This window comes from Nonomuraea sp. C10, assembly GCF_008017515.1.
Classification (GTDB): Bacteria; Actinomycetota; Actinomycetes; order Streptosporangiales; family Streptosporangiaceae; genus Nonomuraea; species Nonomuraea ferruginea.
On the sequence record NZ_VPFF01000001.1, the window covers coordinates 1,980,182 to 2,007,151 of the forward strand.

Genomic DNA, 26,970 nt, shown 5'->3' on the forward strand with positions numbered 1-26,970 from the left:
AGTGTGACCACCCAGCCGCTGTCCCGGGCCCGGATCGTCGCCGCCGCGGTCGAGCTGATCGAGCGCGAGGGCGCCGACGCCGTCTCCATGCGGCGCATCGCCTCCGAGCTGGGGGTCGGCGTGATGTCGCTCTACAACCACGTGCCCAACAAGGGCGCCCTGCTCGACGGCGTGGCCGAGAGCGTGCTCAGCGAGATCGAGTTCACCGACGACCCGGAGGCCCACTGGGCCGACCGGGTGCGCATGCAGGCGCGCGCCTTCCGCCAGATCGCCCACCACTACCCGCGCTGCACCATGCTCGTCGTCAGCCGCCAGCTCCACAGCCACGCCGGGCTGCTGCCCGTCGAGCGGGCCCTGGCCACGCTGCGCAGCGCCGGGTTCGACGGCGCCGACGCGGTGCGGGTGCTGCGGCTGTTCATCGCGTTCATCGTCGGCTCGCTGCTGCGCGAGGTCGGCGTGACGCCTGCCTTCGCCCCCGGCCGCAGCTCGACGATCGACCCCGAGGAGGTGGATCCCGAGCTGTTCCCCGAGGTGAGCGCGCTGTCCGAGCTGCTGGGCTCCTGCGACCACGAGGCGGAGTTCGCGTTCGGGGTGGAGCTGTTCGTCCAGGCGATCGCGGTGCACCCGGCGAGGAGGGAGGGCACCCGGTGACCCGCGGATGCCCTCCGGCGTCCGGCTAGTACCAGTTGTGCGACCTGAAGTGCCCCCAGGCGCCGCACGGCTTGCCGTACCTCCCCTTGATGTAGGACAGGCCCCAGCGGATCTGGGTCCTCGGGTTGTGCCGCCAGTCCTTGCCCGCTCCCCGCATCTTGCCGCCGGGCAGTGCCTGCGGGATGCCGTAGGCGCCGGACGAACGGTTCACGGCGCGGTGGTTCCAGCCGCTCTCCCTGGTCCACAGGTTGTCCAGGCAGTGGAACTCGCGCAGGCCCCATGACCTGCGCACCACCTGGTCGAGGGCGAAACGCTTGCTGGTGCTTCTCGGACGGTGGGCAGGGACGCGCGGTTCCGCGCTGGTCCGCCACGTACGGACCACCATGGGCGCGTCGTCGGCGCCCTCCGTCTCGGCCGTGGCCGCGACCTCCATCCCGCCGAGTGCGGCGGTGAGCGCGGCCAGGGTCACGATCGTGCTGCGTAGCGTGCGCTTGCTGTTCAAGTCGATCCTCGCGGTCGGGTCGCGTGCGGACGGGCGCTCTCGCTTCCCCGGCGCCCCTGCCGGTCCGCGTCCGTGGCTCGGACGAGAAGGGTCCGCGCGGCCCTCCGGGATCCTTGATCCGCCCGGCTTCTCACCGGACGGCCCGGAGGGCTCCACGACATGTCCTCTGAGCCGGTTTCTAGTACGCGCGACCGCGCAGGGTCAGAACCCGGGACACGCCAAGGACAGGTGTTTGCGGGATCGATGCGGATAAAGGGCGCTCTCGTTGGGCCCGGATTGATCGGCCCGGCGCCTCGATGGCCGGCGCTTTCCGCGAAACTCGCGCAAGCCTGAGGTTTGGATCAGTACCAGTGGTGGGATTGGAAGTGGCCCCAGGCGCGACACGGCGTGCCGTACCTCTTCTTGATGTAGCTCAGGCCCCAGGCGATCTGTGTCCTGGGGTTGGTGCGCCAGTCGCTCCCGTGCGAGGCCATCTTGCCGGCGGGCAGCGCCTGGGGGATGCCGTAGGCGCCGGAGTAGCGGTTGCCGGCCCGGTGGTTCCAGCCGCTCTCGCGTTCCCAGAGCTTGACCAGGCATCTGAACTGGGTGGCGGCCCAGCCGCGCTTGTTCACCATCTTCTTGGCCATGGACTTGTTCTTGCTGCTCGTGCTGGTCGCACTCGTCTGGGAGCTCTGCGCCTGTGCGGCCGTGGCGCCGCCCGCAACCATGAGCGAGGCGCTCATGAGCAGGACGCTGGTACGGCGGAGCATGGGCATTCGGGTTCCCTTTCGCAGGAATCGGGGACCGCGCCACCCTGCCGGACTTGTCACCTTTACTGCGAATTGACCATGGAAATGTAGATCGTCAGTAAAGATCTCGATATATGCCTGTTGCTGGGCCTTCGGGGGATAAATGTGGATTAGGTCACGTTTTGGGGCTGACAGGCATCTCGTAAGGTCGGACCATGAACGTTCGAGAGATCCCGGTCCGCACCCTGACGGACGAACCCACCACCCTCGCCGGCGTGGCCGGCGACAAGGCCCTGCTCATCGTCAACGTGGCCTCCAAGTGCGGGCTCACCCCGCAGTACACCGACCTCGTCAAGCTCCACCAGGAGTACGGCCCGCGCGGGTTCACCGTGGTCGGCATGCCGTGCAACCAGTTCATGGGGCAGGAGCCGGGGAGCGCCGAGGAGATCCAGGAGTTCTGCTCGACCACGTACGGGGTCGACTTCCCGCTGCTGGCCAAGGCCGACGTGAACGGCCCCGACCGTCACGCCCTGTACGAGCGGCTCGTGCAGGCGCCGGACGCCGAGGGCGAGAGCGGCGACGTGCAGTGGAACTTCGAGAAGTTCCTCGTCGACCGCGACGGCCGGGTGGTGGCCCGCTTCCGCCCCCGCACCGTGCCGACGGACCCGGCGGTCCTGGCCGCCATCGAGAAGGTCCTCTGACCGCTCGGGAGGAGGCGCCCTAGGGAAATCCCTGGGGCGCCTCCTGACGCGGCCGCCGCCGTGCTCTGAGAGCTTGTCCCCTGTCGGGCAGGCGCGCGGACCGGGAGGCGGCATGGGGATCAGCGAGGGCGCGACCGGGCAGGCCAAGCGGCTGGCCGACGCCGTGGACCTGCGGGACTTCCTGGACACGGCGGGCACGCTCACGCTCGCCGACCGGCGCACGCTCGTGGAGCAGGCGCTGGTGCTGATCGAGCAGAACTACGCGCACCTCCCGCTGAAGATCGCGATGTACGCGGTCAACCCGGTGCAGCGGCTCCGGCTGCTGGCCCTGAGGCTCAGCCGCCAGACCGCCGCGACCGCCGACCCCGAGCCGCGCTTCCACGCGGAGCTGTCGGAGATCTTCCACTCGGTACGCGACCTGCACACGAACTACCTGCTCCCGCAGCCGTACGCGAGCAAGGTCGCCTACCTCCCGTTCCTGATCGAGGAGTGCCACGAGGACGGCAGACCCCGCTACCTGGTGACCAGGCTCGTGGAGGGGTTCTCCGCGCCGGGGCTGGAGCCGGGCGCCGAGGTCACCCACTGGAACGGGACCCCGATCGGCGCCGCGGTGGACGCGAACGCCGCACGGTACGCGGGCGGCAACCCCGCGGCGCGGCACTCGCGCGGGCTGCAGTCGCTGACCATCCGGCCGCTGGTGATCCACCTGCCGCCCGGCGAGTCCTGGGTGACGCTCGGCTACCTGGGCCGGGACGGGATAGCCCGCGAGCTGCGGGAGCCGTGGCGGGTGACGGACAACCCGCCGCCGTTCGTCGACGCCGGGGCGCTCACCGAGGCCGCCGTGTCGCAAGGGCTGGACCTGGGCACGGACGCGATCTCCCGCGCGCTCAGGATGCTGTACGTCCCCCGGACGCTCACGGCGGAGATCGTCGACGCCACCGGGACCGACGCCCCGGGAGCGGACCTCCCGACGTCCATGCCGGCGTTCTTCAAGGCGCGGGCCGTGGACACGCCGTCGGGGACCTTCGGCCACATCCGCGTGTTCACCTTCAACACCAACGACCCCGGCGCGTTCGTCGGCGAGTTCGTCCGGCTCGCCGGCCTGCTGCCGCGGAACGGGCTCGTGGTCGACGTGCGGGGCAACGGCGGCGGGCACATCCACGCCGCCGAGTTCCTGCTGCAGACGCTGACGCCGCACCGGATCACGCCCGAGCCGACCCAGTTCGTCACCACGCCGCTGAACGTGCGGATCTGCGCGCAGCACGAGGAGAACCCGACCGGGCAGATCGACCTCGGGCCGTGGTGCCCGTCCATGAACCAGGCCCTGGAGATCGGCGCCGTGCACTCGGCCGGCTTCGCCATCACCCCCGAGGCCGGGGCCAACGCCATCGGCCAGTGCTATCACGGCCCGGTCGTGCTGATCACCGACGCCCGCTGCTACTCGGCGACGGACATCTTCGCCGCCGGCTTCCAGGACCACGGGATCGGCCCCGTCCTCGGCGTGGACGACAACACCGGCGCGGGCGGCGCCAACGTCTGGACGCACGAGCTGCTCAAGCTCCTGCTCGAACTGCCCAGCCCGGCGCCCGGCTCGCCGTACCGGCCGCTGCCCGGCGGAGCGGGCATGCGCGTGTCGGTCCGCCGCACGCTGCGCGTCCACGAACTGGCCGGCACGCCCGTCGAGGACCTCGGCGTACGGCCAGGCCACCGCCACCGCCTGACCCGCCGGGACATCCTGGCCGGCAACCAGGACCTGCTCGACCGCGCGGGCGAGCTCCTCGCGGCCCTTCCCGCCCGCCGCCTCGACGTGCGCGTCGCGGGGGCGGCGGACGAGCTGACCCTGCGGACCGGCCTCCTGGACCGGGCGGACGTCTACCTGGACGGCAGGCCGCGGCTCACCGTCGACCTGACCCAGGAGACGGTCACCGTGACCGTCCCCGGCCTCGCCGCCGCGCAGGTCGTCCGCGTGGAGGGCTTCCAGTCCGGGCGGCTCGTCGCCGCCCGCACCCTCAGGCCCTGACCCCGGCGCCGGGCCGGCCGGGGTACGGGCCGCAGCTGCCCCTGACGATCAGCTCCGTGGGCAGCACCACCGTGCGCGGGCGGCGGGCGCCCGTGCGCAGGACGAGCTCGGCCGCCCGGTAGCCGATGTCGCGCCCCGGCTGGGCGATCACCGTCAAGGGAGGCGAGCAGAGCTCCGCCCAGGGGACGTCGTCGTACATCACGAGCGACACGTCCCTCGGCACCCGCAGATCGAGCTCGCGGGCGGCGAGGACGGCGGCCTCGCCGAGCACGTTGCCCCCGGCCACCACCGCCGACAGGTCCGGACGGCTCTGGAACAGGCCGGAGGCGGCCGCGTAGGCGGAGTCGCGGCTCCCGGTGGCGAACACGATCAGCTCCTCGTCCGCCGGCGCCCCCACCGCCTCGCGGAACGCCTCCGCCCGCCGGTCGTGCCCGGGGCCGCCGAGATAGGCGATGCGCCGGTGGCCGAGCCCTCTCAGGTAGCGCACCGCCGTACGGATGCCCGACCGGTCGTCGGCGAGGACCGCGGGCACGTCCAGCGGGCGCGACGGCCGGGCCGGCGGCAGGCCGTCGAGGAGCATGAGGTCGCGGTCGGGGCCCTCGCCGGCCGGATCGGCGCCCTCGACCGGCAGGCGGTCGGCGAAGACCACCGTCATGCCCGCCCTGAGGGCCGGCTGCCAGGTCTCGGCGTCGCCGGACGGCACCGCGACCACCCGGTCCACGCTCTGCTCCAGCAGCATGCCGATCATCTCCGACTCCTGCTCCGGGTCGTCGCCGGTGGAGCCCAGCACGACCGGCTCGCCGGCCGAGCGCGCGTACGCGAGCGCCCCCTCGGCGAGCTGGCCGAAGAACGTGTCGGTCAGGTCGGGGACCAGCAGCCCGAGCCCGCCCGTGCGGCGCTGGCGCAGGTTGCGGCCGACGGCGCTGGGGCGGTAGTCGAGCTGGGCCGCGACCGCCAGCACCCGCTCCCTGGTCTGGGGACTGGCCGAGCCGCCTGACAGCACCCGGGACACGGTGGCGATGCCCACCCCCGCGGCCTCGGCCACGTCCTTGATCGTCGCCCGCTTATCCATGGAAACGATTCCATCATGCTTTCCCGATTTCCGGAAGACCGCCGGTCCCGCGATGGCTGTTCATAGGGGAACTCTTGACAGGGATATCCATTTCACGATGAGATGCTTGAAAACGTATCCACATACGCATCATCGACTATCGGGGCCATCGCCCTGCGCGAAGGACTGTCATGGCATCCATCGTTTTGACCAACGTCGACAAGATCTACGCCGGTGGCGTCAAGGCTGTGAACGGGCTCAACCTTGAGATCAAGGATGGCGAGTTCATGGTGCTGGTCGGCCCCTCCGGTTGCGGCAAGTCGACCGCCCTCCGGATGATCGCCGGCCTCGAGGACATCAGCGGCGGCGAGATCGCCATCGGCGACAAGGTGGTCAACCACCTGCCGCCGAAGGACCGCGACATCGCGATGGTCTTCCAGAACTACGCGCTCTACCCGCACATGACGGTCGAGGAGAACCTCGCCTTCGGCCTCAAGCTGCGCAAGATGCCCAAGGCCGAGATCCAGCAGCGGGTCCAGGACGCGGCCAAGATGCTCGGCCTCGAGACCTACCTCAAGCGCAAGCCGGCCGCCCTGTCCGGTGGTCAGCGCCAGCGTGTCGCCATGGGCCGCGCCATCGTCCGCGAGCCGCAGGCCTTCCTCATGGACGAGCCGCTGTCCAACCTCGACGCCAAGCTCCGCGTCTCCATGCGCGCCTCGCTCAACCAGATGCACGAGCGCCTCGGCGTCACCACCGTCTACGTCACCCACGACCAGGTCGAGGCCATGACCCTCGGCGACCGCGTCTGCGTGCTCCGCGACGGTCTGCTCCAGCAGGTCGACACCCCGCAGAACCTCTTCGACAAGCCGGTCAACCTGTTCGTCGCCGGATTCATGGGCTCGCCGTCGATGAACTTCGTCAACGCCGAGCTGGTCCGCGACGGCGGCGCCGCCGTGGCCTTCGCCGGCTACAAGCTGCCGATCCCCGAGTCCACGTTCACCGAGAAGCCCGGCCTCGACCAGTACATCGGCAAGAAGCTCATCCTCGGCATCCGCCCGTCCGACTTCGAGGACGCCGCCTCCGCCGGCGCCCACGCCGACAACGGCTGGGCGACGCTGTCCGCCAAGGCGGAGGTCACCGAGGAGCTCGGCTCCGAGATCAACGTGCTGTTCCTGATCGACGCCCCGCCGGTGGAGCACAAGGACACCGTGGCCGCGGCCGACACCGGCGACGACGAGGAGGCCACGCTGCCGCTGGCCGGCGACAAGTCGCTGTGGACCGCCCGGGTCAACGCCCGCAGCCACGTGCGCCACGGCCAGACCATCGACCTGGTCGTCGACACGCACAACCTGCACTTCTTCGACCCGGCCTCCGGCCTGGCCGTCGGCCACCCGGCCAACGTCGGCCGCTGACCGCAGCCGTACTCCGGCTACCGATTCCCGGCCGCGGGCCCGCCCGCGGCCGTCCGGGCCCTCATCGCGACCCCCTCCCGCGAAGAGGGCCCGACCCGTTTCCCGGGACGTCCGTCAGCGGCGGCCGATGCGGGCGGAGACCTCCGCGACCAGGCGGCGCGGCACGAACCTGCCGACCGCGACGACCGCCTTGTAGCGCAGGCTCGGCACCGAGACCCACTTGCCCAGCGCCAGATCGCGCAGCGCCTCGGCGACGAGCTTGTCGGCGTCCAGCCACATGAACCCCGGCATGCCGGACATGTCGATCGAGGCGCGCTGGTGGAACTCCGTCCGCACGAAACCCGGGCAGAGCGCCATGACCTTGACGCCGGGCTCGCTGATCTCGGCCGCGGCGGACTCACTGAAGTTGGCCACCCAGGCCTTGGACGCGCTGTAGGTGCCGCGGGTGAAGAAGCCCGCCACCGAACCGACGTTGACCACCGCGCCCTTGCCGCGCTTGCGCATCCCCGGCAGCGCCGCCAGGGTCAGCCGCAGCACCGCCTCGCAGTGGACCTTGAGCATCCGCAACTCGTCCTCCACCGGCGTGTCGAGGAAGTCGTGCCGCTGCGCGAACCCGGCGTTGTTGACCAGCAGATCGACCCCGGCACGGCAGCGCGCCTCCACCAGGGCCAGGCCGTCGTCGGTCGCCAGGTCGGCGGGCAGGACCTCGACCGCGACCCCGTACCTCAGCTTCAGCTGAGCGGCGGCCTCGCCGAGCCGCCGCTCGTCGCGCGCCACCAGGACCAGGGTGAAACCGTCGGCTGCCAGCCGGCGGGCGAAGGCGGCGCCGATGCCGGCCGTGGCGCCGGTGATCAATGCGGTAGGCATGCCAAGAACCCTAACGCGGCGGGGGCGCGCGATCGCTGGAGCCGATCGTTCCGGTTCGTTCGCGGCGGACCGGCGGCGACCGGAGAATCAACATCGACAACCTTTTTCGGGAACCCCCTCGGGCTGGGCGCCGTCATGCGTGCCTTACGGCCCGCTCAGCCCGCCGTAGCTCCGGAAAACGGAGTGGGGAGGGGGTGCAAGTCCGGGTCGCGGAGCCTGACCGGGTTCGGGCTGCTCGCGATGGAGAAGCGGGAGGTCACGTACCCTCCGCACCACGTGGGTAGTGGCGCCGGGTCGCGAAGAGCGCGCGGGGACGGCGCGGCGGTGGCGAAGAGCGCGGTTGGGACGGCGTGGTGGGGAAGAGCGGGGTAACGCAGGTGGTGGCGAACTGCGGGCGGGGGCGGGTGGTGGCGAACTACAGGCTGGGACGGCGTGGCGGTGAACTACAGGCTGGGACGGCGTGGCGGTGGCGAAGAGCGGGTTGGGGCGGGGTGGTGGCGTTGGGCGGTGGTGAGGGCGGTTGGGGCGTGCGAGGATGGGCGGCGTGCGCCTCGCTGTGGCCGTGCTCGCCGTCGTCCTGACCGGCTGCTCCGCCGCGCCGCCGGAAGGGGCCCCCGTCCCGCCGTCCGCGTCCGTTCCGGCCGGCACTGAGGCGGTGAGTCCGTCCGCGTCCGTTCCGGCCGACGCGGAGGCGGCGAGTCCGTCCGGTTCGCCCGCGGCGAGTATGCCCGCGCAGGGCGGGCTGCGGTTCACGCGGATCGCCGAGTTGGAGCGGCCGGTGGCGTTCGCCGTCCGGAGCGGGGATCGGCGGCTGTACGTGGCCGAGCAGGGCGGCAGGTTGCGCACCACCGACGGCGACACCATCGTAGACCTGTCCGGAGAGGTGAGCGGCGGCAACGAGCAGGGCCTGCTCGGCGTCGCCTTCCACCCGTCCGGCCGCTGGCTCTACCTCGACTGGACCGACAAGGCCGGCACCACCCACGTCACCGAATGGGCCTACGACGGCGCCCGCGCCACCCGCAGGCGTGACGTGCTGACGCAGGAACAGCCGTTCGCCAACCACAACGGCGGCCAGCTCGCCTTCGGCCCCGACGGCTACCTCTACATCGCGCTCGGCGACGGCGGCGGCGGCGGTGACCCGGAGGGCAACGGCCAGGACCTGGGCACGCTGCTGGGCAAGATCCTGCGCATCGACCCGCGCGGCGGGAAACCCTACGCGGTGCCGGAGGACAACCCGTTCGTCGGCAAGGAGGGCGCGCGGACCGAGATCTGGGCCTACGGGCTGCGCAACCCGTGGCGGTTCGGCTTCGACCGGGCCAACGGCGACCTGTGGATCGGCGACGTCGGCCAGAACGCGTGGGAGGAGGTCGACTACCAGCCGGCCGGCTCCGAAGGCGGCGAGAACTACGGCTGGAACCTGCGTGAGGGCAGGGAACGCTTCCGCCAGGGCCCGGCCGGGAAGCTGACCGACCCGGTGATCGTCTACCCGCTGAACGAGGGCGGCAACTGCTCGGTGATCGCCGGATTCGTCTACCACGGCGCGAAGATCCCGTGGCTGCGCGGCCAGTTCCTCTACGGCGACTTCTGCGCGGGGTGGATCAGGGCGGCGCCCGTCGACGAGCCGGCACGCGACCGGCGCGTGGGCGAGGTGGAGCAGCTGTCCTCGTTCGGCGAGGACCACGACGGCGAGCTGTACGCGCTCAGCCTGGCCGGCCCCGTCTACCGGATCGATCCCGCCTGACCAACTCGATCAGGTCCTCGACCTGCTTGCCGAGCCGGGTCCCCCGCGTCCAGCCCGCGTAGTGGGTGAGGAAGACGACGAGCTCCCGCAGCTCGGCCTCGTCCAGGTCGCCCGTGCGCAGCGCCGCGTCGAGCTGCAGCTCCACCTGGTCGTCGATGCCCTGCCCGACGAGCAGGCCGAGCAGGAGCAGGCGGCGTTCTCTGAGGGTGAGCGTCTCCCGCGACCAGAGGTCGGCGAAGGCGCGCTCCGCCGTCATCCCGTACGAGTCGACGATCTCCGTGGCCGGTCCGGCCGGTTCTGTCATCGTGCGCTCCGGTCGCGTGAGGGGGGTGGCTTCATCTTCGGCCACCCACCGCGCGATGACCAAGAGGCCCGGCCGGAAGTCAGACCTGGACGACAGGAAGACCTGTTGATCTGTAACAAGTGAGACCAACGCACGGCCAAGTTTTGGTCAAGATTTCTCATGCCGCGCACGGCTCAGTCGGGAGAAAACGGGCACAACAACTGCGGTGCCTCGTCATGCGGAGGTAATCCCTGGTGAAGACGACGCGGGCGTGGATCGCGCTCATCGCCGCGGCGGCGACCATGTCCGCTTGCGGGCAACCCGAGTTCCACTACGTGCGCGACCGGGACGGCACCACCTACTTCAAGGTGCCGTCCTCCTTCTCCCGGCTCGACGCGTCCCCGCTCGAACGGCTGTTGTCGGACGACCACCCGAGCTCGGCGGCGGCGCGGTTGCGCAGGCAACAGGTCTGGTCGGCGGCCTACGACCAGGCGGCCCGGCCCGCCGTGGAGCACCTGTTCGGCTCGCGGGACCCGTTCGTGTACGTGACCGTGCGCAAGCTGACCGACGGGCAGCGCAACGAGATCTCGCTCAACCGGATGCGCGACTTCCTCCTGCCGGTGACCGAGCAGACCCGCACGGCGTACCTGATGTCCGTGCTGCGGGCGGGGCGGGCGCCGGCGTTCAGCCACTTCGAGCCGCTCATGGACAGGGAGCTCACCCTCGGCGACGGGGCCAGGGGAGTCCGGGTCCGCTACAACTACCGGATCGGCGGCGAGATCCAGACATTCGACCAGACGGTCATCCTCGACGGCAAGGGAACGAGCCTGTCGGTGATGTTCCTCGCGTGCGAGGCGACCTGCTTCACCCGGCGCGCCGCCGAGTTCGACCAGATCGCGGGTTCCTTCAACCTGCTCAGGCTGCCCGGATGAGGGAGCACCCCGTGAAGACCACGCCCCACGCAGGGCTGCGCGCCCCCGGGAGCGGGCCCGCCGACCAGGACGCCGCCACGGCTGAGAGGCGGCGGCTCTGGGACCGGAGCAGGGTCCTGGCCGGCCTGACGGCCGTCTATCTGGTGCTCGCCCTGAAGGTGATGGCGGATCACCCGGGCATCGTGCCGTTCGCCGACGCGGTCCGGGTGGTGGCCAGGGACCATCAGTGGATCTTCTGGCTGCTCGGTGCGGAGGCGGCACGGCAGCTCCACCTCCTGGCCGCCGAGCGCCTGCCGGGCTACCGGCGGTTCTGGCGCCGGCGGGTCTTCGGCGGGTGGGAGCGCTGGTCGCACCGGCGTCTCGACGACTGGACCAGGTTCCGCCTGGCCCGCCTGGCGAAGATCGCTGTCTGGGTGGCGCTGCTGGCCCTGGTGCTCGCGGCGGTGCTCGGCACCGGCCCGGCGGTCGCGCTGTTCGAGGCTCCGGCGCTGCTGTCCCGGGCGCTGCCGCTCGTGTTCCAGATCGCCGTTCCGCTCGTTGTGATCATCGTCGTGTCCGCCGGTCTGCTCTGGTTCCTGTCCCGGGGCGGCGTCGAGACGTACTTCCCCGGCGAGGTCACGACCCGCTTCGCCGACGTGTGGGGGCAGGACCACGTGGTCGAGCGGATCAGGCAGAGCCTCGTCCTCCTGGAGAGACCCGGGGAGATCGAGCGGCGCGGCGGCTACGTGCCGGGCGGTCTGCTGCTGTGGGGGCCGCCGGGCACCGGCAAGACGCTGATCGCCGAGGCCGTCGCGGGAGAGGCCGGCAAGCCGTACGTGGTCGTGGACTCGGGCGCGTTCACCGGCGCGTTCGCGGGCGTCGGCGCCCTGAAGGTCAGGACGCTCTTCAGGAAGCTGCGCAGGCTCGCGCTCCGCTACGGAGGCGTGGTCGTCCTCTTCGACGACGCCGACGCGCTGGGCGGGCGCGGCCGGCCGGGACCGCCCGCCGAGGGCGGCGGCCTCTCCGGCTGCCACGGACCGGACTACCTGTCGGAGGAGAGCCGCTCGGTGCTCGCCTTCCCCGGCGAGCCCTTCGGCGGAGGCGGCGGCGACGCCCGCACGCAGCGGGCATTGCTCACCGAGCTGTCCGGGCTGAAGGAGCCGCGCGGGCTCTTCAACCGGACGGTCAGGCGGCTGCTCGGGATGCGGCCCAAGCCGCCGCCCCCGTACCGCGTCCTCGTCATCATGGCCACCGAGCGGCCGGACGCGCTGGACCGGGCGCTGCTGAGGCCCGGGCGCGTCGACCGCGTCCACCGGGTCGGCCACCCGTCCAGGGCCGGGCGGCTCCGCACCTACCAGGGCTACTTCGCCGAGGTGGCGCACGAGCTGACCGCGGAACAGATCGGCAGGCTCGCCGCCATCACCCCGTACGCGACCGGCGCCACCATCAAGGACCTGGTCAACGAGTCGCTGATCAGCGCCGTGCGCGACGGGCGGGAGACCATCACCTGGCCGGACGTGCTGCGCGCCAGGCGGCAGCGGCTCGGCCCGGACGAGCACGTCGAACGCGAGCGCCACGCTGTGGCCGTGCACGAGGCCTGTCACGCGGTGGTCGCGTACGTGACGCGCTCCCACCAGGAGATCGGCCTCGCCACCATCGAGAAGGGCGCCGGCGACCTCGGCCCGTCGAACGGGTCCACCCGCTGGAAGTCGGAGTACGAGGCGGACATCATGGTCTCGCTCGCCTCCCTGGCGGGGGAGCGGATGTTCTTCGGCGAGGACAGCTCGTCGGGCGTCCGCGGCGACCTGCACGCGGCGACCTGCCTGAGCGCGCTCATGGAGTCGTCCTGGGGGATGGGCTCGGGCGTCACCTCGCTGCCCGCCCTCCGGGAGCTGGGGATCAGCGGCGGGCGAACCGGCGTGCTGGGGGAGCGGATCGAGGACAACCTGGCGCGGCTGCTGGCCAAGACCGGGGACCTGCTCGCGGAGCACCGCCGCGACGTGCTGTGCCTCGCGCACGCCCTGGAGACGCACCGGACGCTGGACGGCGACGACGTGGTGGCGATCCTCCGGCGGCGGCGGGGGCCGGTCGTCGACGGCACGATGTACGCCTCCGACGAGTTCTACCGGGACCTGGAGGAGTACCACGCGGAGGCCGCCCTGGCGCACCGCGAACACCGCCCGGTGGCGCGCGACCTGCCCGGCGCGGCGGAGACCGTCACCCCCGTCCCACCAGGCGACGGCTCCACGGCGCCGGCCCCGGAAACGGCGAACCCCCTCGCCTTCGCGGTCCCCGGCACGGATCCCGACTGGATCGGCGCCCCCGGCACGGCCCCCGCCTGGCCGGGAGCCCCCGGCACGGCCCCCGCCTGGCCGGGAGCCCCTGGGACGGCCCCCGCCTGGCCCGGCGCCTCCGGCGGCGACACCCCCGGGTCGGATCCCGCCTGGCCCGCGGCGCACGCCGGGGTCGGTGCGTCGCCTCCGGACGCTGGCTGGTCCGGCGCGTCTCCTGTGGTGAGGGGTCCGGCGCCCCTTTCCCTCGCCGCGGGTGAGAGTGATGAAGGGCGGCCCGAGATCGTGCCGTGGGGGTCGGAGCAGCCGTCGCCACCGCCGAGGGCAGTGCCGCTGATCGTGGACGACACGGTCGAGCAGCCGCCGCCGCGGGGTCGTACCGGACGGTTGTGGGTGGTCGCGGCCAGCCTGTTCATGCTCGTCGGGCTGGCGATCATCCTCGCGCTCGCGCTGACCGGCGTGCTGACCGCAGGCCCCGCGTCAGGGACGGAGACCGGCGCGGCCGCCGCCCCCGGCCCCGCGCCGGGCATCGCCTCGCCGTGGCTGCTGATCGCGCTCTTCGTGGTGGTGGTCGCGGTGGTCGTCGGCGTCGGGCTCACCACCGTGGCCGTCAAAGGCGTCCGGGTGGCCCAGGCCAAGGCGGAACGGGACCGGGACGAGGCGCACGCCCGCGCCCAGCTCCTGGCGGCGGCGCTGGACCCGGACACCGCGATGCGGCTGCTCGGCTACGACGGGAACGGACGGCGCGAGCTCGGCCCGGAATACCGCCTCACGACGGGTGACAAGAAGCGACGGCCTTAACACGGCGTTCACATAAGGGCAAAAACCGGGAAACGGCGGTCCATAAGACTCGGCGTGGCTGATGAACATGGGAAAGGGACCCGCTGTGAGCTACAAGGCTGAGTACATCTGGATCGACGGCACCGAGCCCACCGCTCTGCTGCGCTCGAAGACCAAGATCCTCGCCGACGGGGCCGAGCCTCCGGTCTGGGGCTTCGACGGCTCCAGCACCAACCAGGCGAAGGGCTTCAAGTCGGACCTCGTGCTCCGCCCCGTGCTCACCTGCCCCGACCCGATCCGCGGCGGCGACCACGTGCTCGTTCTGTGCGAGGTCGAGGAGGTCAGCGGCGACCCGCACAAGAGCAACACCCGCGCCCAGCTCCGCCCGGTGGCCGAGCAGTTCGCCGAGCAGGACTCGTGGTTCGGCATCGAGCAGGAGTACACGTTCTTCAAGGGCAGCCGCCCGCTCGGCTTCCCCGAGGGCGGCTTCCCCGCGCCGCAGGGCCACTACTACTGCGGCGTCGGCGCCGAGGCCGTGTTCGGCCGTGAGATCGTCGAACTCCACCTCGACCGCTGCCTCGCCGCCGGGCTGAAGGTGTCCGGCATCAACGCCGAGGTCATGCCCGGCCAGTGGGAGTTCCAGATCGGCCCCGCCGGTCCGCTGGAGGTCGGCGACCACCTGTGGATCGCCCGCTGGCTGCTCTACCGCACCGCCGAGGAGTTCGGCGTGGAGGCCACGCTCGACGCCAAGCCCGCCCGCGGCGACTGGAACGGCGCCGGCGCGCACACGAACTTCTCCACCAAGGCCATGCGCGAGGGCTACGACGCGATCATCACCGCCTGCGAGGCCCTCGGCGACGGCGACAAGCCGATGGAGCACGTCAGGCACTACGGCGCCGACATCGAGAGCCGCCTGACCGGCGCGCACGAGACCGCCCCGTGGAACAGGTACACCTACGGCGTCTCCGACCGCGGCGCGTCCGTCCGCATCCCGTGGCAGGTCGAGGTCGACAAGAAGGGCTACATCGAGGACCGCCGCCCGAACGCCAACGTCGACCCGTACGTGGTCGCCCGCCTCCTGGTCGACACCTGCTGCACCGCCCTGGAGAAGGCCGGCCAGGTCTGACCCGGGTTCGAGGAGGGGAGAGAACGCGGGCACCCCTGAGGCCCGCGTTCTCCTCTTCAGCGCAGCCGGGACTGGTAGACGCGCCGCGCCTCCTCCAGCACCTCCAGGCCGTCCTCGTCGACCCGGTCCCTGATCTGCTTCTCCAGCAGGTCGAGCCAGCGCAGGCAGAACGTCACGTCCTCCTCCCTGGCCACCCGCCGGTGGCACACGTCCAGGTGGACCGGGCTGGTGTGGGCGAGCACCCGCCCGCGGCCCTCGACGACCGCGACCACGTACGTCGGCCACACCACGGACAGGCGCGCGGCCACCTCGCCGGGCGGCCCCGACGCCAGCTCGCCGTCGGCCGTCAGCAGCCGCACCCGCTCCGCCCCGTCGCCGAGCACCCGCGCCGACACCCGGACCGTCTCGCCCGGCGCTAGGTCGAGCGTGTCGCCCGGGCCCCGGCCGTCCACCTCCAGCTCCAGGAACGGGCCGGTGGTGACGAACGTGCGGCCCCGCCGCACCGCCTCCGCGTACGCGCCGGCGGTCAGCCGTCCCTCGACGCGCGCGTACGTGCGTTCGCGCCCGATCGGGCCCAGCCGGTGCGTGCGGCCGCCCGTCGCCGCGACCCGGTTGCCCGCGCCGATCAGCCGGCGGTACGCGCAGGGCGAGCCGATCACCGACGGGAAGCCGTCGACCAGCCCCAGCGCCGCGTCCACCACGGCCAGCCGCGCGTCGAACCCCGGGTCGCCGCCGCTCATCAGCTGGTCGGCCGTCTCCGCCGGCCCGCAGCAGGAGTTCGCGTAGCACACCAGCGTGCCCCGGCGGTGCAGCTCGCTCAGCGCGACGGTGGACAGCGGCCACGAGTCCAGGCCCAGCACCTGGTGGACCAGGTCCACCCGGGCCAGGTGCGCGCCGTCCGACCACGGCAGGTCGCGGCCCGACCACCGCGCCAGCGTGTCGCCGTCGCCGGGCGGCACGTTGACGACGTGCAGGTCCTCGCCGTGCTGGGCGGAGGCCACCCACCGGGGCGGCCGGTTCAGCGGCACGTGCAGATCGGCGCCGTACCAGCCGCGCGCCGCCGCGTCGTACAGGCGGGGCGGCGCCAGCTCCACCAGCGTCTCTCCTTCGCCCGGAAGCAGCGTGGTCTCCGCGCACCCGTGCTCCACGCCTCGCGCCGCCCGGACCTGGACCGGCTCGCGGGGCACCGGCAGGACGAGATCGTCGCCGTGGAAGTACGGCAGGCCGTCGAGATCGCGCGCCGGGGGCGTGCCGGGCGGGCACCAGCCGCGCCCGTCGAGGGTGCGGACGCTCCAGCGGCATGGGACGCCGGCCCGCAGGCGGAGGACCGGCTGACCAGGTAATGGTCTCGGATAGTCACGCATCGGCTTCTCCCCGTGATCGAAGGCGCCGTCATCGTGACACGGCCATCACCCGCCGGGAAGGGCCCCCTTCTCGGCGGGGTGGCTTCTTTTACACCCGGTATTAAGGAACTAGAGCCGGAACCCGTGATCGGGAGTAATCTCCGCCACGTCCATCTGCGCCTTCTGCAGGCGGCCGGAGTGATCCCAGTTCATCGACTGCCAGCGGGTGAACTGGTCGAGCACCCACATCCCCGACTGGCGGCTGCCGTTGCCCGACTTGCCGTTGCCGCCGAACGGCAGGTGCGCCTCGGCCCCGGACGTGGAGTTGTTGATGCTGACCATGCCCGCCGAGACGCCCTCGCGGAAGGCGAACGCGTGCTTCGGGTTCGTCGTGTAGATCGAGCTGGACAGGCCGTATCCGGGCCGGTTGGCCAGCTCGACCGCCTCGGCCATGGTCGAGAACGTGGTGACGCCGACGATCGGGCCGAACGTCTCCTCCAGGAAGATCCGGTCGTCCGGCCGGACCCCGTCGACCACCACCGGGTGGTAGTAGAGGCCGCCCTCGCCGGTGAAGCCCTCGCGCGGGTTGTCCTCGGTGATCCGCCCCGTCGGGCCCGAGACGACCCGGTGGTGGGGCTGGATCCAGGTCAGGTACTCCTCGTACCGGTCGGCGAACTTCCGGTCGAGCAGCGGGCCCGCCAGCACGTCCTCGCGCGGGTCGCCGACGCGGGCCGCCTTGAGCGCCCGTACGAAACGGTCGGTGAAGTCCTGGTGGACGCTCTCGTGCACGATGGCCGTGCCCAGGCTCGTGCAGCGCTGGCCGGCCGTGCCGAACCCGGCGAACAGCGCGCCCTCCACCGCCAGGTCCAGGTCGGCGTCCGGCATGATCACCATCGGGTTCTTGCCGCCCAGCTCCAGGCAGGGCGACTGCAGGTGACGCCCCGCCAGCTCGCCGATCTTCCTGCCGACCTCGCTCGAACCGGTGAACCCGATCTTGTCGACCGTGCCCTCGGTGAGCGCCCGCTCCAGGCCCTCGAAGGTCTGCGCGCCGTCGGCGAAGACCACGTTCAGCACGCCGTCGGGCAGCCCGGCGGCCGCGAACAGCCGGTACATCGCGTGCGCCGACGCGGCGGCGTACTCGGCCGGCTTCCACACCACGGCGTTGCCGCACAGCAGGGCCGGCACCAGGTACCACGACGGGACCGCCACCGGGAAGTTGCCCGCCGTGATCACCGTGGCCACGCCGACCGGGTTGCGGAAGGTGAACAAATTCTTGTCCGGCATCTCCGACGGGACCGTCTGGCCGTACAGCCTGCGCCCCTCGCCCAGGAAGAAGTCGCACGTGTCGACGATCTCCCGCACCTCGCCGAGCGCCTCCGCGTACGGCTTGCCGATCTCCTCGGTCACCAGCGCTGCCAGGCTCTCCGCGTTGGCCTCCACCAGCCGGCCGATCGACGCGATCACCCGGCCGCGCACCGGAGCCGGCACCTTCGCCCACTCCCGCTGGGCGTCCTTGGCGGTACGGCAGGCGGCGGCGAACGTGCCGGCGTCGGCCAGCCCCACCCGGGCCACCGCCTCGTCGAGCCGCGCGGGATTGGCAGACGTGTACGTGTCCGAGCCGGCGGCATCTTTGCCACCCACGACGGAAACAATCTGACGGGTCACCGGTGCCCTCCTCGTAGCTTCTCCGGACAGACAATCATCTCCCCGGAAAATCCCCAACCCACGAGGGACAACCTTCCAAGCGCGGTGTCACCGGTGTGCCGGTTCTGCGCCGCCGCGACGGGCGCGATCGCCTGAGCTTCGGCGAACTGCGCGGCGTCAACGTCGCTGACGCCCAGGTGCCGGATCAGCCCTTCCGCGCGGAGCTCGGCCACTACCGCGAACCGTTCGGCGATCGACTCGCCCATCCCGCCGACCCGCAGATATGCCAGGTCGAGCCGGTCCAGGCCGAGAGAGCGCAGATCCGCCTCGACCAGGCCGCGCAACTGATCAGGCGTCGCCTGCTCGCTCGGCACACCGTTGGGTCCGCGCAGCGGCTCGGCCGTAGAAGCCCGCCGTGTCGATGTGGTTCACGCCCAGCTCCACGGCGCGACGCAGTGAACAGCCTGCCCGGGCATCTGAGGCAATCGGCTGTTGCGCGAACAGCAGCAGCCGACCGACAAGGCTCGCCGAGCCCGGTGTCTCGTCCTCGGCTGCCGTGAGAGTGCTCTCGCGCGAGCTTGAGGAAGAGCAGAGCATTGGAGGTGGCTCAAGGGGAGAACCTGGAACTGCGCCGCCGCCTTGAGCTTCCTGCGCCGTCGCTGCCGGGATCCGTTGTTCAAATACTCCGGTCGAGCCAGTTCAGTACGTTGGCGTAGGCAGCAGGAGCGCGACGGTGCAGGTTGATCGCGTGGCCGACGTCGTCCAGCACCACGGCATCCACTCGGGGCGCGGCCGGGTAGAGCGGCCGTTCGTCCGCCGCGAGAGCAGCCGGTGACGTGCAGTCGTTGGCGTCGGCGGCGCAGACCAGCCGGTCCCGGTTGCCGACGACGAACAGCACCGGCACGCGAATCGCCTCTGTCACGCCGGGTGCGCCGGCATCGCCGAGCGAGAAGATCTCGCTCATCGTATTCGTTTCTTTCCTGGCGCTGTCGCGCGCGATGACCTGAGGGTCGGCGCCCGGCACGTAGTACATGACCGCGGGCCGCTGCTCGTCCTTGACCGTCACGTAGCCGTCGTCACCCGGAGGAACCTGCGCGGCCAACCGTGGAACCTCGCTCACCGGCTGGCCGTACCGTCCGGCAAGCTCCGCACCGCTCGGCGACACACGGTGCGCGTTGCCCGTCAGGATCAGCGCGTCCGCGGCCTGGAAGCGCGACGCGGCGAACTTCGCCACTTCAGAGCCGAAAGAGTGCCCGACGAGCACCACATCGGCGAACGCCCGAGGGCCCACCTCGCCCGTCCGCAGCGCCGCCACCACCTGTGCGATGGTCAGCGCGTTGGACTGCAACGTCACATCCTTGCTCGCCGGGTGTGAACTGCGTCCGACTCCGATGCGGTCCAGGTTGAACGTCGCGTAACCGGTCTGGTTCGCCCGCTTGACGTAGGAGTACCGGTGGGCGCGGAAGGGGAAATCCCAGTAGACATGGCTGTAGTTCAGGCCATGGATCAGGACCTGGACCGTTGAGGCGGCACGGCCCGCAGGCGTGCACAGTCGCCCCCAGATGTGATGGCTCCGTGGCTGCCCAGCGGCGATCGACACGGGTACGGTGACGTCCCGGCAGCGCGCGGTGGGCGTGGACGTGTCGGCGCCGGCAGGGGCAGCGGTCACCAGACCAGCCAGCAGGCCGGCCGCGGTGGCCGCGAGAAGGATGCGGTGGAGCACAAGGGTCCCTTTCGTGGGAAGAGGGGTCACGGTCGCAGGACCGTCTTTCCGGTGGTGGCGCGCGATTGCAGAGCGAGGTGCGCGGCGGCGGCGTCCGCCAGGGCGAACCGCCGGCCGATCACGGGGATGAGTCGCTTGCTGATCAGCGCTTCCATGGCGCTGAGCTCCAACGCCCGGATGCCTCCTGGGCGCTGAAGGACTCGGGCCCCGACGGCGGAGGCGGCGCTGATCCCTCGGGCGAACAGGTCGTGGGCCGACAACTCGGTCAGGGATCCCGAAGCGGAACCGAACATCACCAGGCGTCCGGCCACCTCGAGCAGTTCCAGCGCGTCCCGGCCGATCTGGCTCCCGACTCCGTCGAGGACCAGCGTCACCGGCCTGCCCGCCAACGCCTCGCGCACAGCGTCGGGCCAGCCGGGCCGGTTGTAGTCGATGGCGTAGTCGGCGCCCAGCCCGCGGATGAGCGCCACCTTGTCGGGGCCGCCCGCGACGCCGACGACCGTCGCGCCGACGGCCAACGCTGCCTGGAGCAGCAGGGTTCCGATTCCTCCGGCGGCTGCGGTGACCAGGACGACGTCGCCGGCGACCGGGCTCGCGAGTTCGAGGATCGCCATGGTCGTCCGGCCGGTGCCGATCATGGCCACGGCGGAGTCGGCGTCGACGTCGTCAGGCAGGACGTGGAGGGCCGCCGACGGGGCCAGCGCGAGCTCGGCGTACCCGCCACTGGCCAAGCCGAGGTCGGCGACGACGCGTCGGCCGATGAGGTGCGCGTCCGCGCCGGAGCCTATCTCGTCGACGAGTCCGGCGACCTCCCGGCCCGGGGTCATGGGCAGGCGGGGCGCGACCCGCGGCCCGCCTCCTCCTTGGCGGATCACCGTGTCCAGGAGGTGAACACCGGCCGACTCGACCCGGATCCGCACCTCGCCGTCGGCGGGATGGGGATCGGGCACCTCCTCCAACCGGAGTTCCCCGGGGCCGCCGAACGCGTGCTGCCTGATCGCTCGCATCGTGCTCAGCCCTCGCCGCGCAGGTTGTGCTTGACCAGCCAGGCGAGCAGCGAGGCGGCGATGGCCTCGGGCTGATCCTCGGGGGTGTGATGGCCGGCGGGCCCGTGCGTCACGATCTCCAGCGCGGACACGTGGGCGGCGCACCAGTCGATGGTCTCCTTGCCCATCATCGTGCCCGGTCCGGGCTCGAAGGTGAGCAGGAGCTTGGGCACCTCCGCGCTGTCGGCCAGCCACTCGTCGTAGGCGGCGACCCTGGCCACGACGTCGGCCGGCTCCCCCTCCAAGGGCATCGCCCGCGGCCACTGCAGCAGCGGCAGCCGGCTCTGCCTGGTCGGGTAGGGGCGGCGGTAGACCTCGTGGTCCTCCTCGCTCAGCCCGCCGGCGATGGTGGCAGGAAGCGCCTTTTCGATGAACGCGTTCTGGTCCAGGACCATGGCCTCGCCCACACCGGGCGTGCGCATGGACTCGAACAGCGGGCGGGCACCGGTGGGGAAGTCTGCCCAGGACATCGGCCTGACGATCGTCTCAGTGAACGCGATGCCCCGGACCCGTCCGGGATTGCGGGCGGCCCAGTCGAAGGCCAGGGCGCCGCCCCAGTCGTGACCGACCAGCACGACCTGATCGAGACCGAGCGCGTCGAACCACGCGTCGAGGTAGCGGGCGTGATCGTGGAAGGTGTAGGCGATGTCGGGCTTGCCTGACTCGCCCATGCCGATGAGGTCGGGTGCCAGGCACCGGCCGTACTGGCTGACGGTGGGCAAGATGTGCCGCCACAGGTAGGACGAGGTGGGGTTGCCGTGCAGGAAGACCATCGGCGTCCCCGCGCCGGCCTCCCGGTAGAAGATCGTGGAATCAAGAACATGGGCAGCGGGCATGGCAGGTCTCTCTGCGAAGATGGCATACTAGACAGGTACCTGACCATACTAGAACTAGACAGGTGGCTGTCAATATGAGCCGAGATCCGTCCGCCAAGCGCCTGCGGCTCGCCCTCCTCCTGCGCCTCCTCCACCGCGAATACGCCCATGACATCGAGGCGTCCCTCGCAGAGGCGGGCTTCGGCGACATTCGCTCGGGGGATGCCAAGGTCTTCCCGTTCGTCCCGCCCGAGGGAATAGCGATACGCGAGCTCGCCGTCCAGGCCGGCGTGCGCAAGCAGACCATGGCACAGTCGGTCGACCAGCTCGAACGTGCCGGTTATCTGGAACGCCGCACGAATCCCCGCGATGGCCGGTCACGGTTGATCGTCCTCACGGAACGGGGAAGGGCGGTACGGCCGCTGGCGGCGGGCATGGGAGACAGGATCGAACAGCGGTGGGCCGAACTGACCAGTCCCGAGGAGTTCGAGACCCTCCGCGGCCTCCTGCACCGCCTGCTGGACCGCATCGGCCAGGCGGACCCCGACGCGGCCGCCCGCTTGACGTCGCTCGACCACAGTCATCTCGACTGACCCCCAACCGTGCACGGTACGGCGGGTGTCGTGCGGGCGCAGGGTGCGCGCTGATGTCTGCCCTTGTCAGTGGGGCGGTCCTGTTCGCGCACGCCATGGTCTGGCCGGACCGGCTCCGAACCGCCTCTGTGAGCTCCGGCGGCTGAGCCGGTACGGGCTCGGGTGCTTCAGGTGCAGGTGATGGCGATCGGCGTGGTGGCGACGCGCTGGGAGAAGTCGGGCGCCCCGCCGTCCAGGTTGGCGAAGCCGTAACCCATGACGTGGTAGTTCCCCGGCACGCAGGACACCATGTTGAGCTTGTAGACGTAGGCGAGGTTGTACTGGTAGATCTCGGCGTAGTTCAGGAAGGTGCCGTCCCGGTACAGGGAGAGGTAGCCGCCGATGAACGAGACCTTCTGGTTGCACGAGACCTCGACGTAGGCGTACACGTTCGTCGTGTACAACTGGGTCGGGTTGGTGATGGTGATGGTGCAGCTCAGGGCCGAGGCGCCGGCCGCGTTCGCCGCCTGGGCGGGTGACACGCCGAGCGCCAGGGCGGCTGCCGCGCCGAGTGCGAGGGCGCGCCTTGCACGGTGAGGTTTCAAGAAGTCATCTCTCCCTACTGCCTCTGGGGCGGGGGGTTCTTGGGCGAGAGTCACACGACGACCGCGGGTCGGGACAGGCCCATTTCGGGTGGCGACCGGCGCCCTGGTGGTCGTATCGCGGCTTCCGGGCGGCCCGTATCCGCCCGGCGACCTCGCCCGGCGGATCAACCGGCCGGTCGCGGGCCTCGTGACGGGGAGCGACGGTGTCGTCGCGGTCGCGTCCGCGCGGCGGTGCGGGTGAAACTTTCACCACCGGCTCGTTCGCCACGGGCACGCGCCGGTCGCGCTAGCGTGCTGCTTATGATCATCCGTACCTGGAGAGGCTGGACGCGGGCGGCCGACGCGGCCGACTACGAGGCCTACCTGATGCGCACCGGATACGCCGAGTACACCGCCACCCCCGGCAACAAGGGCGCCTACTTCACCCGCCGCGACGCCGGGGACCGCACCGAGTTCTTCCTGATCACCATGTGGGACTCGTGGGAGGCGGTGAAGGCGTTCGCCGGTGAGGACCCGTCCGTGGCCGTCTTCTACCCCGAGGACGAGCGCTTCCTGGTCGACAAGGAGCTGACCGTGGACCACTACGACATGTTCGCCGGCACGTAGGACGGACGCATGATCACCAAGGCCCCGGCGTTCACCGCTCCTTCCGCAGCCAGCGGGTGATGCCCAGCGTCTCCAGGAACGGCAGGTCGTGGCTGACCACGATCAGCGCTCCCCGGTAGGCCGACAGCGCCTGGGAGAGCTGGCGGACGCTGGACATGTCGAGGTTGTTCGTGGGCTCGTCCAGGAGGAGCAGGTGCGGCGGGGGCTCGGCCGACAGCAGCGCCGCGAGCACCGCGCGGAACCGTTCGCCGCCCGACAGCGTGCCCGCCGCCCGCTCCGCCCGCTCGCCCCTGAACAGGAAGCGCGCCAGCCGCGCCCGCACCTCGTTCACCGGCGCTGACGGCGCGAAGCGGCGGACGTTGCCGAGCACGCTCAGCGAGTCGTCCAGCAGGTCGAGCCGCTGCGGCAGATAGCCGGTCGGGACCAGGTGGTCGCCGTCCGCGACGCTCCGCAGCAGGGTCGTCTTGCCGGACCCGTTCGGGCCGACCAGGGCGATCCGCTCGGGGCCGCGGACGACCAGCTCCGCGATCGGCTCGCCGTCCTCCTCAGGCCCGCCGCGCAGCTCGTACAGGCCCGTCAGGTCCGGCAGGGTGAGCACCGTGCGGCCGGCCGGGACCGCCGTCTCCGGCAGGGTGACCCTGATCTCGTCGTCCTCGCGCAGCGCCTGCTCGGCCTCGGTGAGGCGGTCGCGGGCCTGGTCGAGCTTCTCGGCGTGCATGGTGCGGTGCTTGCCCGCCGAGACCTGCGCCGCCCGCTTGCGGCCGCCCATGACGATCTTGGGCTCGCGTTTGGTCGCGTTCATCTTGTTGCCGTACCGGACCCTCCTGTCCAGTTTGGTCTGCGCCTCCTCCAGCTCGCGTCTCTGCCGCCGGACGTCGCTTTCGGCCGCGCGGACCGTGCGCTCGGCGGCCTCCTGCTCGGTCTCCAGCGCCTCCTCGTACGCGGTGAGGTTGCCGCCGAACATCCGTACGGCGCCGTCCCGCAGGTCGGCCACCTGGTCCACGAGGTCGAGCAGGGCGCGGTCGTGGCTGACGACCACCAGCACCCCGGACCAGGAGCGGACGGCGGCGTAGAGCCGGCGGCGCGCGTCCAGGTCCAGGTTGTTGGTGGGCTCGTCGAGCAGCAGCACGTCGGGGCGGCGTACGAGGAGCGCGGCCAGCCCGGTCATGACCACCTCGCCTCCGGACAGCGTGGCGGCGGTGCGGTCCAGGTCCAGGTGGCCGAGGCCGAGCCGGTCGAGTTCGGCGCGGGCGCGCTCCTCGACGTCCCAGTCGTCGCCGATCACGGTGAAGTGCTCGGCGGCGACGTCCCCGTTCTCGATGGCGTGCAGGGCGGCCCGCCGCGCGGTGATGCCGAGCAGGTCGGCGACCGTGCTACCGGTGGCCAGCGGGAGGTTCTGCGGGAGGTAACCGATCTCGCCGGCCACGCTGATCGTGCCCGAGGACGGGCGCAGTTCGCCGGCGATCAGCCGGAGGAGGGTCGACTTGCCCGACCCGTTGACGCCCATCAGGCCGGTGCGGCCGGGGCCGAAGGCGACGTCGAGGTCCGACAGGACGGGCGTGCCGTCGGTCCACTCGAACGAGATGGCGTCACAGACGATGGAAAAAGACATAAGGGCGGCTCCCTGACGTGTCTAGAAATTTCGGGACACGTGGAGACACCGCGCGCGCAGGCCGGGAAGACCGGAAAGGAGATGGCCGAAAGAGAGGCGATCGTCTGAGGTCGGGCATGCGCACAGCGAAATGGCGCGGCGTCTCGGCCTCAGATCTCCAACAGGATCACCTCAGGGGTCGGCGACAAGGACGCCGAAACCATACCCGCTCGACCCTCCGAGATCAAGGGGTGGAGCCATCTCCACCCCCGTCGTGCACCTGAATCCATTCACGGGGCGGGCCGCGATCCCTAGCGTCGTCAGCGAGGGCTTCGACGAGACGGGGGACCGGTCATGAGCGAGATCACGCGGCGGCTGTTCATCGGGGCCGGGGCCGCGGCCGGGGGCGTGGCGGCGGCCGGCGGGGTCACGACGCCGGCCAGGGAGGCACCACTGTCAGGACCCGTCGTGGTGCGGCCCGGGGACCCGCGCTACGAGTACCTGGCGGTCCGCAGGACCAACCTGCGCTTCCGGCACGAGCCCGAGTACTTCCACCTGGCCGGCTCCACCGAGCAGGTCGTCAAGGCGGTGCAGGAGGCGGTCCGGGCCGGCCGCAGGATCGCCGTGCGCAGCGGCGGCCACTGCTACGAGAACTTCGTCGGCGACGGCACCGAGGTCGTCATCGACCTGTGTGAGATGTCCGGCGTGTACTTCGACGCCAGGCGCGGCGCGTTCGTCATCGAGGCCGGCGCCACGCTGATGGACGCGTACCGGACGCTCTACCTGGGCTGGGGCGTCACCATCCCCGGCGGCCAATGCGGGGGCGTGGCCGCCGGGGGGCACATCGCGGGCGGCGGGTACGGCCCGCTGTCCCGCCGCGACGGGCTGACCGTCGACCACCTGCACGCCGTCGAGGTCGTGGTCGTCGACCGGGACGGCCGCGCCCGCGCCGTCGTCGCCACCCGGGACCCCGGCGATCCGCACCACGACCTGTGGTGGGCGCACACCGGCGGCGGAGGAGGCAACTTCGGCGTCGTCACCCGTTACTGGATGCGCGACCCGCGCGCCCGCGGGAACGACCCGGCCCAGCTGCTGCCCAGGCCGCCCCGCACCGTCCTGTCCGGAGTGGCGATCTGGTCGTGGCAGGGGATGGACCGCGCCTCGTTCCGCAGGCTGCTGCGCAACTACGCCGACTGGCACGTACGCAACAGCGAGCCCGGCAGCCCGAACCTGTCGCTGTGGGGCTCCCTGATGATCCCCGGCAGGCAGGCGGGCGACGACCCGGGCGGCATGATCATGCCCACCCAGATCGACGGCGACCTGCCCGGCGCCGAGAAGCTGCTGCGCGACCACTTCGCGTTCGTCGCCGACGGGGTCGCGCCGCCGCAGTACGTCCCGCCGCTGGTCCGCCAGCCCTGGTACGAGGCCGTACGGGAGCTCTCACTCGGCGCGGACGCCGAACGGGGCCGGTACAAGGGCAAGTCGGCCTACCTGCGGGAGCGGTTCACCGACGAGCAGGCCGACGTGGCCTACGACCGTCTCGGCGAACCGGGCGAGATCTCCTCCCAGGGCATGCTCTGGCTGCTGTCGTACGGCGGGAAGGTCAACACCGTGCCGCCGGAGGCCACCGCCACCGCCGAACGCCGGTCGGTGCTCAAGGCGCTGCACCTCGTCACCTGGGAGGAGGGCCAGGACGGCGACGCCCGCATGGCGTGGGTGCGCGGCCTGCACAGGGACACGTTCGCGAGCACCGGCGGTGTCCCGGTCCCCGGCGGCAACTGCGGCGGCGCCTACATCAACTACCCCGACAGCGACCACGCCGACCCGGCCTGGAACACCTCCGGCGTCCCCTGGTCCACGATCTACTACGACGGGAACTACGCCCGCCTCCAGCGGGTCAAGCGCCGCTACGACCCCCGAGACGTCTTCCGCCACGCCCTGTCGGTGCGGCCGTAGCCGGC

Annotated in this window: 24 protein-coding genes; 11 read left to right on the forward strand and 13 right to left on the reverse strand. The window is 71.5% G+C overall.

The annotated features are described in order from the left end of the window. Positions 1–3: 3 nt before the first annotated feature. Positions 4–651, forward strand: a complete 648-nt coding sequence (locus tag FR742_RS08875) for a TetR/AcrR family transcriptional regulator C-terminal domain-containing protein (protein WP_148030507.1) — start codon at positions 4–6, stop codon at positions 649–651. 25 nt (positions 652–676) lie between these two features. Here FR742_RS08875 and FR742_RS46370 read toward each other — a convergent pair whose 3' ends face one another. After that, positions 677–1,153, reverse strand: a complete 477-nt coding sequence (locus FR742_RS46370) for a transglycosylase SLT domain-containing protein (protein ID WP_315970602.1) — start codon at positions 1,151–1,153, stop codon at positions 677–679. 341 nt (positions 1,154–1,494) lie between these two features. Then, positions 1,495–1,908, reverse strand: a complete 414-nt coding sequence (locus FR742_RS08885; RefSeq protein WP_308248950.1) for a transglycosylase SLT domain-containing protein — start codon at positions 1,906–1,908, stop codon at positions 1,495–1,497. A 188-nt stretch (positions 1,909–2,096) separates the two neighbouring features. Here FR742_RS08885 and FR742_RS08890 point away from each other — a divergent pair, with 188 nt between their 5' ends. Together FR742_RS08890 and FR742_RS08895 are read left to right on the forward strand one after the other, a co-directional pair. Further along, positions 2,097–2,582, forward strand: coding sequence for a glutathione peroxidase (locus tag FR742_RS08890; protein WP_148030508.1), 486 nt, complete (start codon positions 2,097–2,099; stop codon positions 2,580–2,582). 112 nt (positions 2,583–2,694) lie between these two features. Next, positions 2,695–4,602: a S41 family peptidase gene (locus FR742_RS08895; RefSeq protein ID WP_148030509.1), complete on the forward strand. Its 1,908-nt coding sequence runs from the start codon at positions 2,695–2,697 to the stop codon at positions 4,600–4,602. Here FR742_RS08895 and FR742_RS08900 read toward each other — a convergent pair. Continuing rightward, positions 4,592–5,674 carry a LacI family DNA-binding transcriptional regulator gene (locus tag FR742_RS08900; RefSeq protein ID WP_148030510.1) on the reverse strand — a complete coding sequence of 361 codons (1,083 nt, stop codon included), beginning with the start codon at positions 5,672–5,674 and terminating at the stop codon, positions 4,592–4,594. The genes FR742_RS08895 and FR742_RS08900 overlap by 11 nt on opposite strands. A gap of 170 nt (positions 5,675–5,844) precedes the next feature. On the opposite strand from FR742_RS08900, the gene FR742_RS08905 reads away from it, so the two are divergent. Beyond that, positions 5,845–7,065 (forward strand): ABC transporter ATP-binding protein, encoded by a 1,221-nt coding sequence (locus FR742_RS08905; RefSeq protein ID WP_148030511.1) that lies wholly within the window; start codon positions 5,845–5,847, stop codon positions 7,063–7,065. Positions 7,066–7,179: 114 nt separating this feature from the next. Here the strand turns inward: FR742_RS08905 and FR742_RS08910 are convergent, their stop codons facing one another. Then, positions 7,180–7,932: an SDR family oxidoreductase gene (locus tag FR742_RS08910; RefSeq protein ID WP_148030512.1), complete on the reverse strand. Its 753-nt coding sequence runs from the start codon at positions 7,930–7,932 to the stop codon at positions 7,180–7,182. A 544-nt stretch (positions 7,933–8,476) separates the two neighbouring features. On the opposite strand from FR742_RS08910, the gene FR742_RS08915 reads away from it, so the two are divergent. Then, positions 8,477–9,673, forward strand: coding sequence for a sorbosone dehydrogenase family protein (locus FR742_RS08915; protein ID WP_261808424.1), 1,197 nt, complete (start codon positions 8,477–8,479; stop codon positions 9,671–9,673). Here the strand turns inward: FR742_RS08915 and FR742_RS08920 are convergent. Then, positions 9,633–9,977, reverse strand: a complete 345-nt coding sequence (locus FR742_RS08920; RefSeq protein WP_148030513.1) for a carboxymuconolactone decarboxylase family protein — start codon at positions 9,975–9,977, stop codon at positions 9,633–9,635. The genes FR742_RS08915 and FR742_RS08920 overlap by 41 nt on opposite strands. Positions 9,978–10,210: 233 nt before the next feature. Here FR742_RS08920 and FR742_RS08925 point away from each other — a divergent pair, with 233 nt between their 5' ends. From FR742_RS08925 to glnII, 3 genes are all read left to right on the forward strand, one after another. Next, positions 10,211–10,888, forward strand: coding sequence for a hypothetical protein (locus tag FR742_RS08925; protein WP_148030514.1), 678 nt, complete (start codon positions 10,211–10,213; stop codon positions 10,886–10,888). Positions 10,889–10,899: 11 nt separating this feature from the next. Next, positions 10,900–13,959 (forward strand): AAA family ATPase, encoded by a 3,060-nt coding sequence (locus tag FR742_RS08930; RefSeq protein WP_261808425.1) that lies wholly within the window; start codon positions 10,900–10,902, stop codon positions 13,957–13,959. Positions 13,960–14,044: 85 nt separating this feature from the next. Further along, a complete protein-coding gene (glnII, locus tag FR742_RS08935; protein WP_148030515.1) occupies positions 14,045–15,064 on the forward strand; it encodes a glutamine synthetase in 1,020 nt (339 codons plus the stop codon). Positions 15,065–15,120: 56 nt separating this feature from the next. Here the strand turns inward: glnII and FR742_RS08940 are convergent, their stop codons facing one another. From FR742_RS08940 to FR742_RS08965, 6 genes are all read right to left on the reverse strand, one after another. Then, positions 15,121–16,428, reverse strand: a complete 1,308-nt coding sequence (locus FR742_RS08940; RefSeq protein ID WP_148030516.1) for a CehA/McbA family metallohydrolase — start codon at positions 16,426–16,428, stop codon at positions 15,121–15,123. 108 nt (positions 16,429–16,536) lie between these two features. Next, positions 16,537–18,048: an aldehyde dehydrogenase family protein gene (locus FR742_RS08945; RefSeq protein WP_261808426.1), complete on the reverse strand. Its 1,512-nt coding sequence runs from the start codon at positions 18,046–18,048 to the stop codon at positions 16,537–16,539. 20 nt (positions 18,049–18,068) lie between these two features. Continuing rightward, the gene (locus FR742_RS45660) at positions 18,069–18,425 is read right to left on the reverse strand and encodes an aldo/keto reductase (protein ID WP_261808427.1); all 357 of its coding nucleotides are present in this window, start codon (positions 18,423–18,425) and stop codon (positions 18,069–18,071) included. Positions 18,426–18,727: 302 nt separating this feature from the next. Further along, positions 18,728–19,774 carry an alpha/beta hydrolase gene (locus FR742_RS08955; protein WP_148030518.1) on the reverse strand — a complete coding sequence of 349 codons (1,047 nt, stop codon included), beginning with the start codon at positions 19,772–19,774 and terminating at the stop codon, positions 18,728–18,730. A 26-nt stretch (positions 19,775–19,800) separates the two neighbouring features. Next, positions 19,801–20,781 (reverse strand): zinc-binding dehydrogenase, encoded by a 981-nt coding sequence (locus FR742_RS08960; RefSeq protein WP_148030519.1) that lies wholly within the window; start codon positions 20,779–20,781, stop codon positions 19,801–19,803. 5 nt (positions 20,782–20,786) lie between these two features. Further along, complete coding sequence (locus FR742_RS08965; protein WP_148030520.1) at positions 20,787–21,656, reverse strand: haloalkane dehalogenase; 870 nt, start codon at positions 21,654–21,656, stop codon at positions 20,787–20,789. 74 nt (positions 21,657–21,730) lie between these two features. Here FR742_RS08965 and FR742_RS08970 point away from each other — a divergent pair, with 74 nt between their 5' ends. Continuing rightward, positions 21,731–22,228 (forward strand): MarR family winged helix-turn-helix transcriptional regulator, encoded by a 498-nt coding sequence (locus tag FR742_RS08970; RefSeq protein WP_148030521.1) that lies wholly within the window; start codon positions 21,731–21,733, stop codon positions 22,226–22,228. Between the two features lie 167 nt (positions 22,229–22,395). On the opposite strand, the gene FR742_RS08975 is transcribed toward FR742_RS08970, so the two are convergent. After that, positions 22,396–22,812 (reverse strand): hypothetical protein, encoded by a 417-nt coding sequence (locus FR742_RS08975; RefSeq protein ID WP_148030522.1) that lies wholly within the window; start codon positions 22,810–22,812, stop codon positions 22,396–22,398. Between the two features lie 300 nt (positions 22,813–23,112). On the opposite strand from FR742_RS08975, the gene FR742_RS08980 reads away from it, so the two are divergent. Next, positions 23,113–23,418 carry a hypothetical protein gene (locus FR742_RS08980; protein ID WP_148030523.1) on the forward strand — a complete coding sequence of 102 codons (306 nt, stop codon included), beginning with the start codon at positions 23,113–23,115 and terminating at the stop codon, positions 23,416–23,418. 31 nt (positions 23,419–23,449) lie between these two features. Here the strand turns inward: FR742_RS08980 and FR742_RS08985 are convergent, their stop codons facing one another. Further along, entirely contained in the window at positions 23,450–25,030 is a 1,581-nt protein-coding gene (locus tag FR742_RS08985) for an ABC-F family ATP-binding cassette domain-containing protein (RefSeq protein WP_148030524.1), read from the reverse strand. A 333-nt stretch (positions 25,031–25,363) separates the two neighbouring features. Between FR742_RS08985 and FR742_RS08990 the strand changes: the two genes are divergently transcribed. Further along, positions 25,364–26,965: an FAD-binding protein gene (locus FR742_RS08990; protein WP_148030525.1), complete on the forward strand. Its 1,602-nt coding sequence runs from the start codon at positions 25,364–25,366 to the stop codon at positions 26,963–26,965. Positions 26,966–26,970 lie beyond the last annotated feature (5 nt).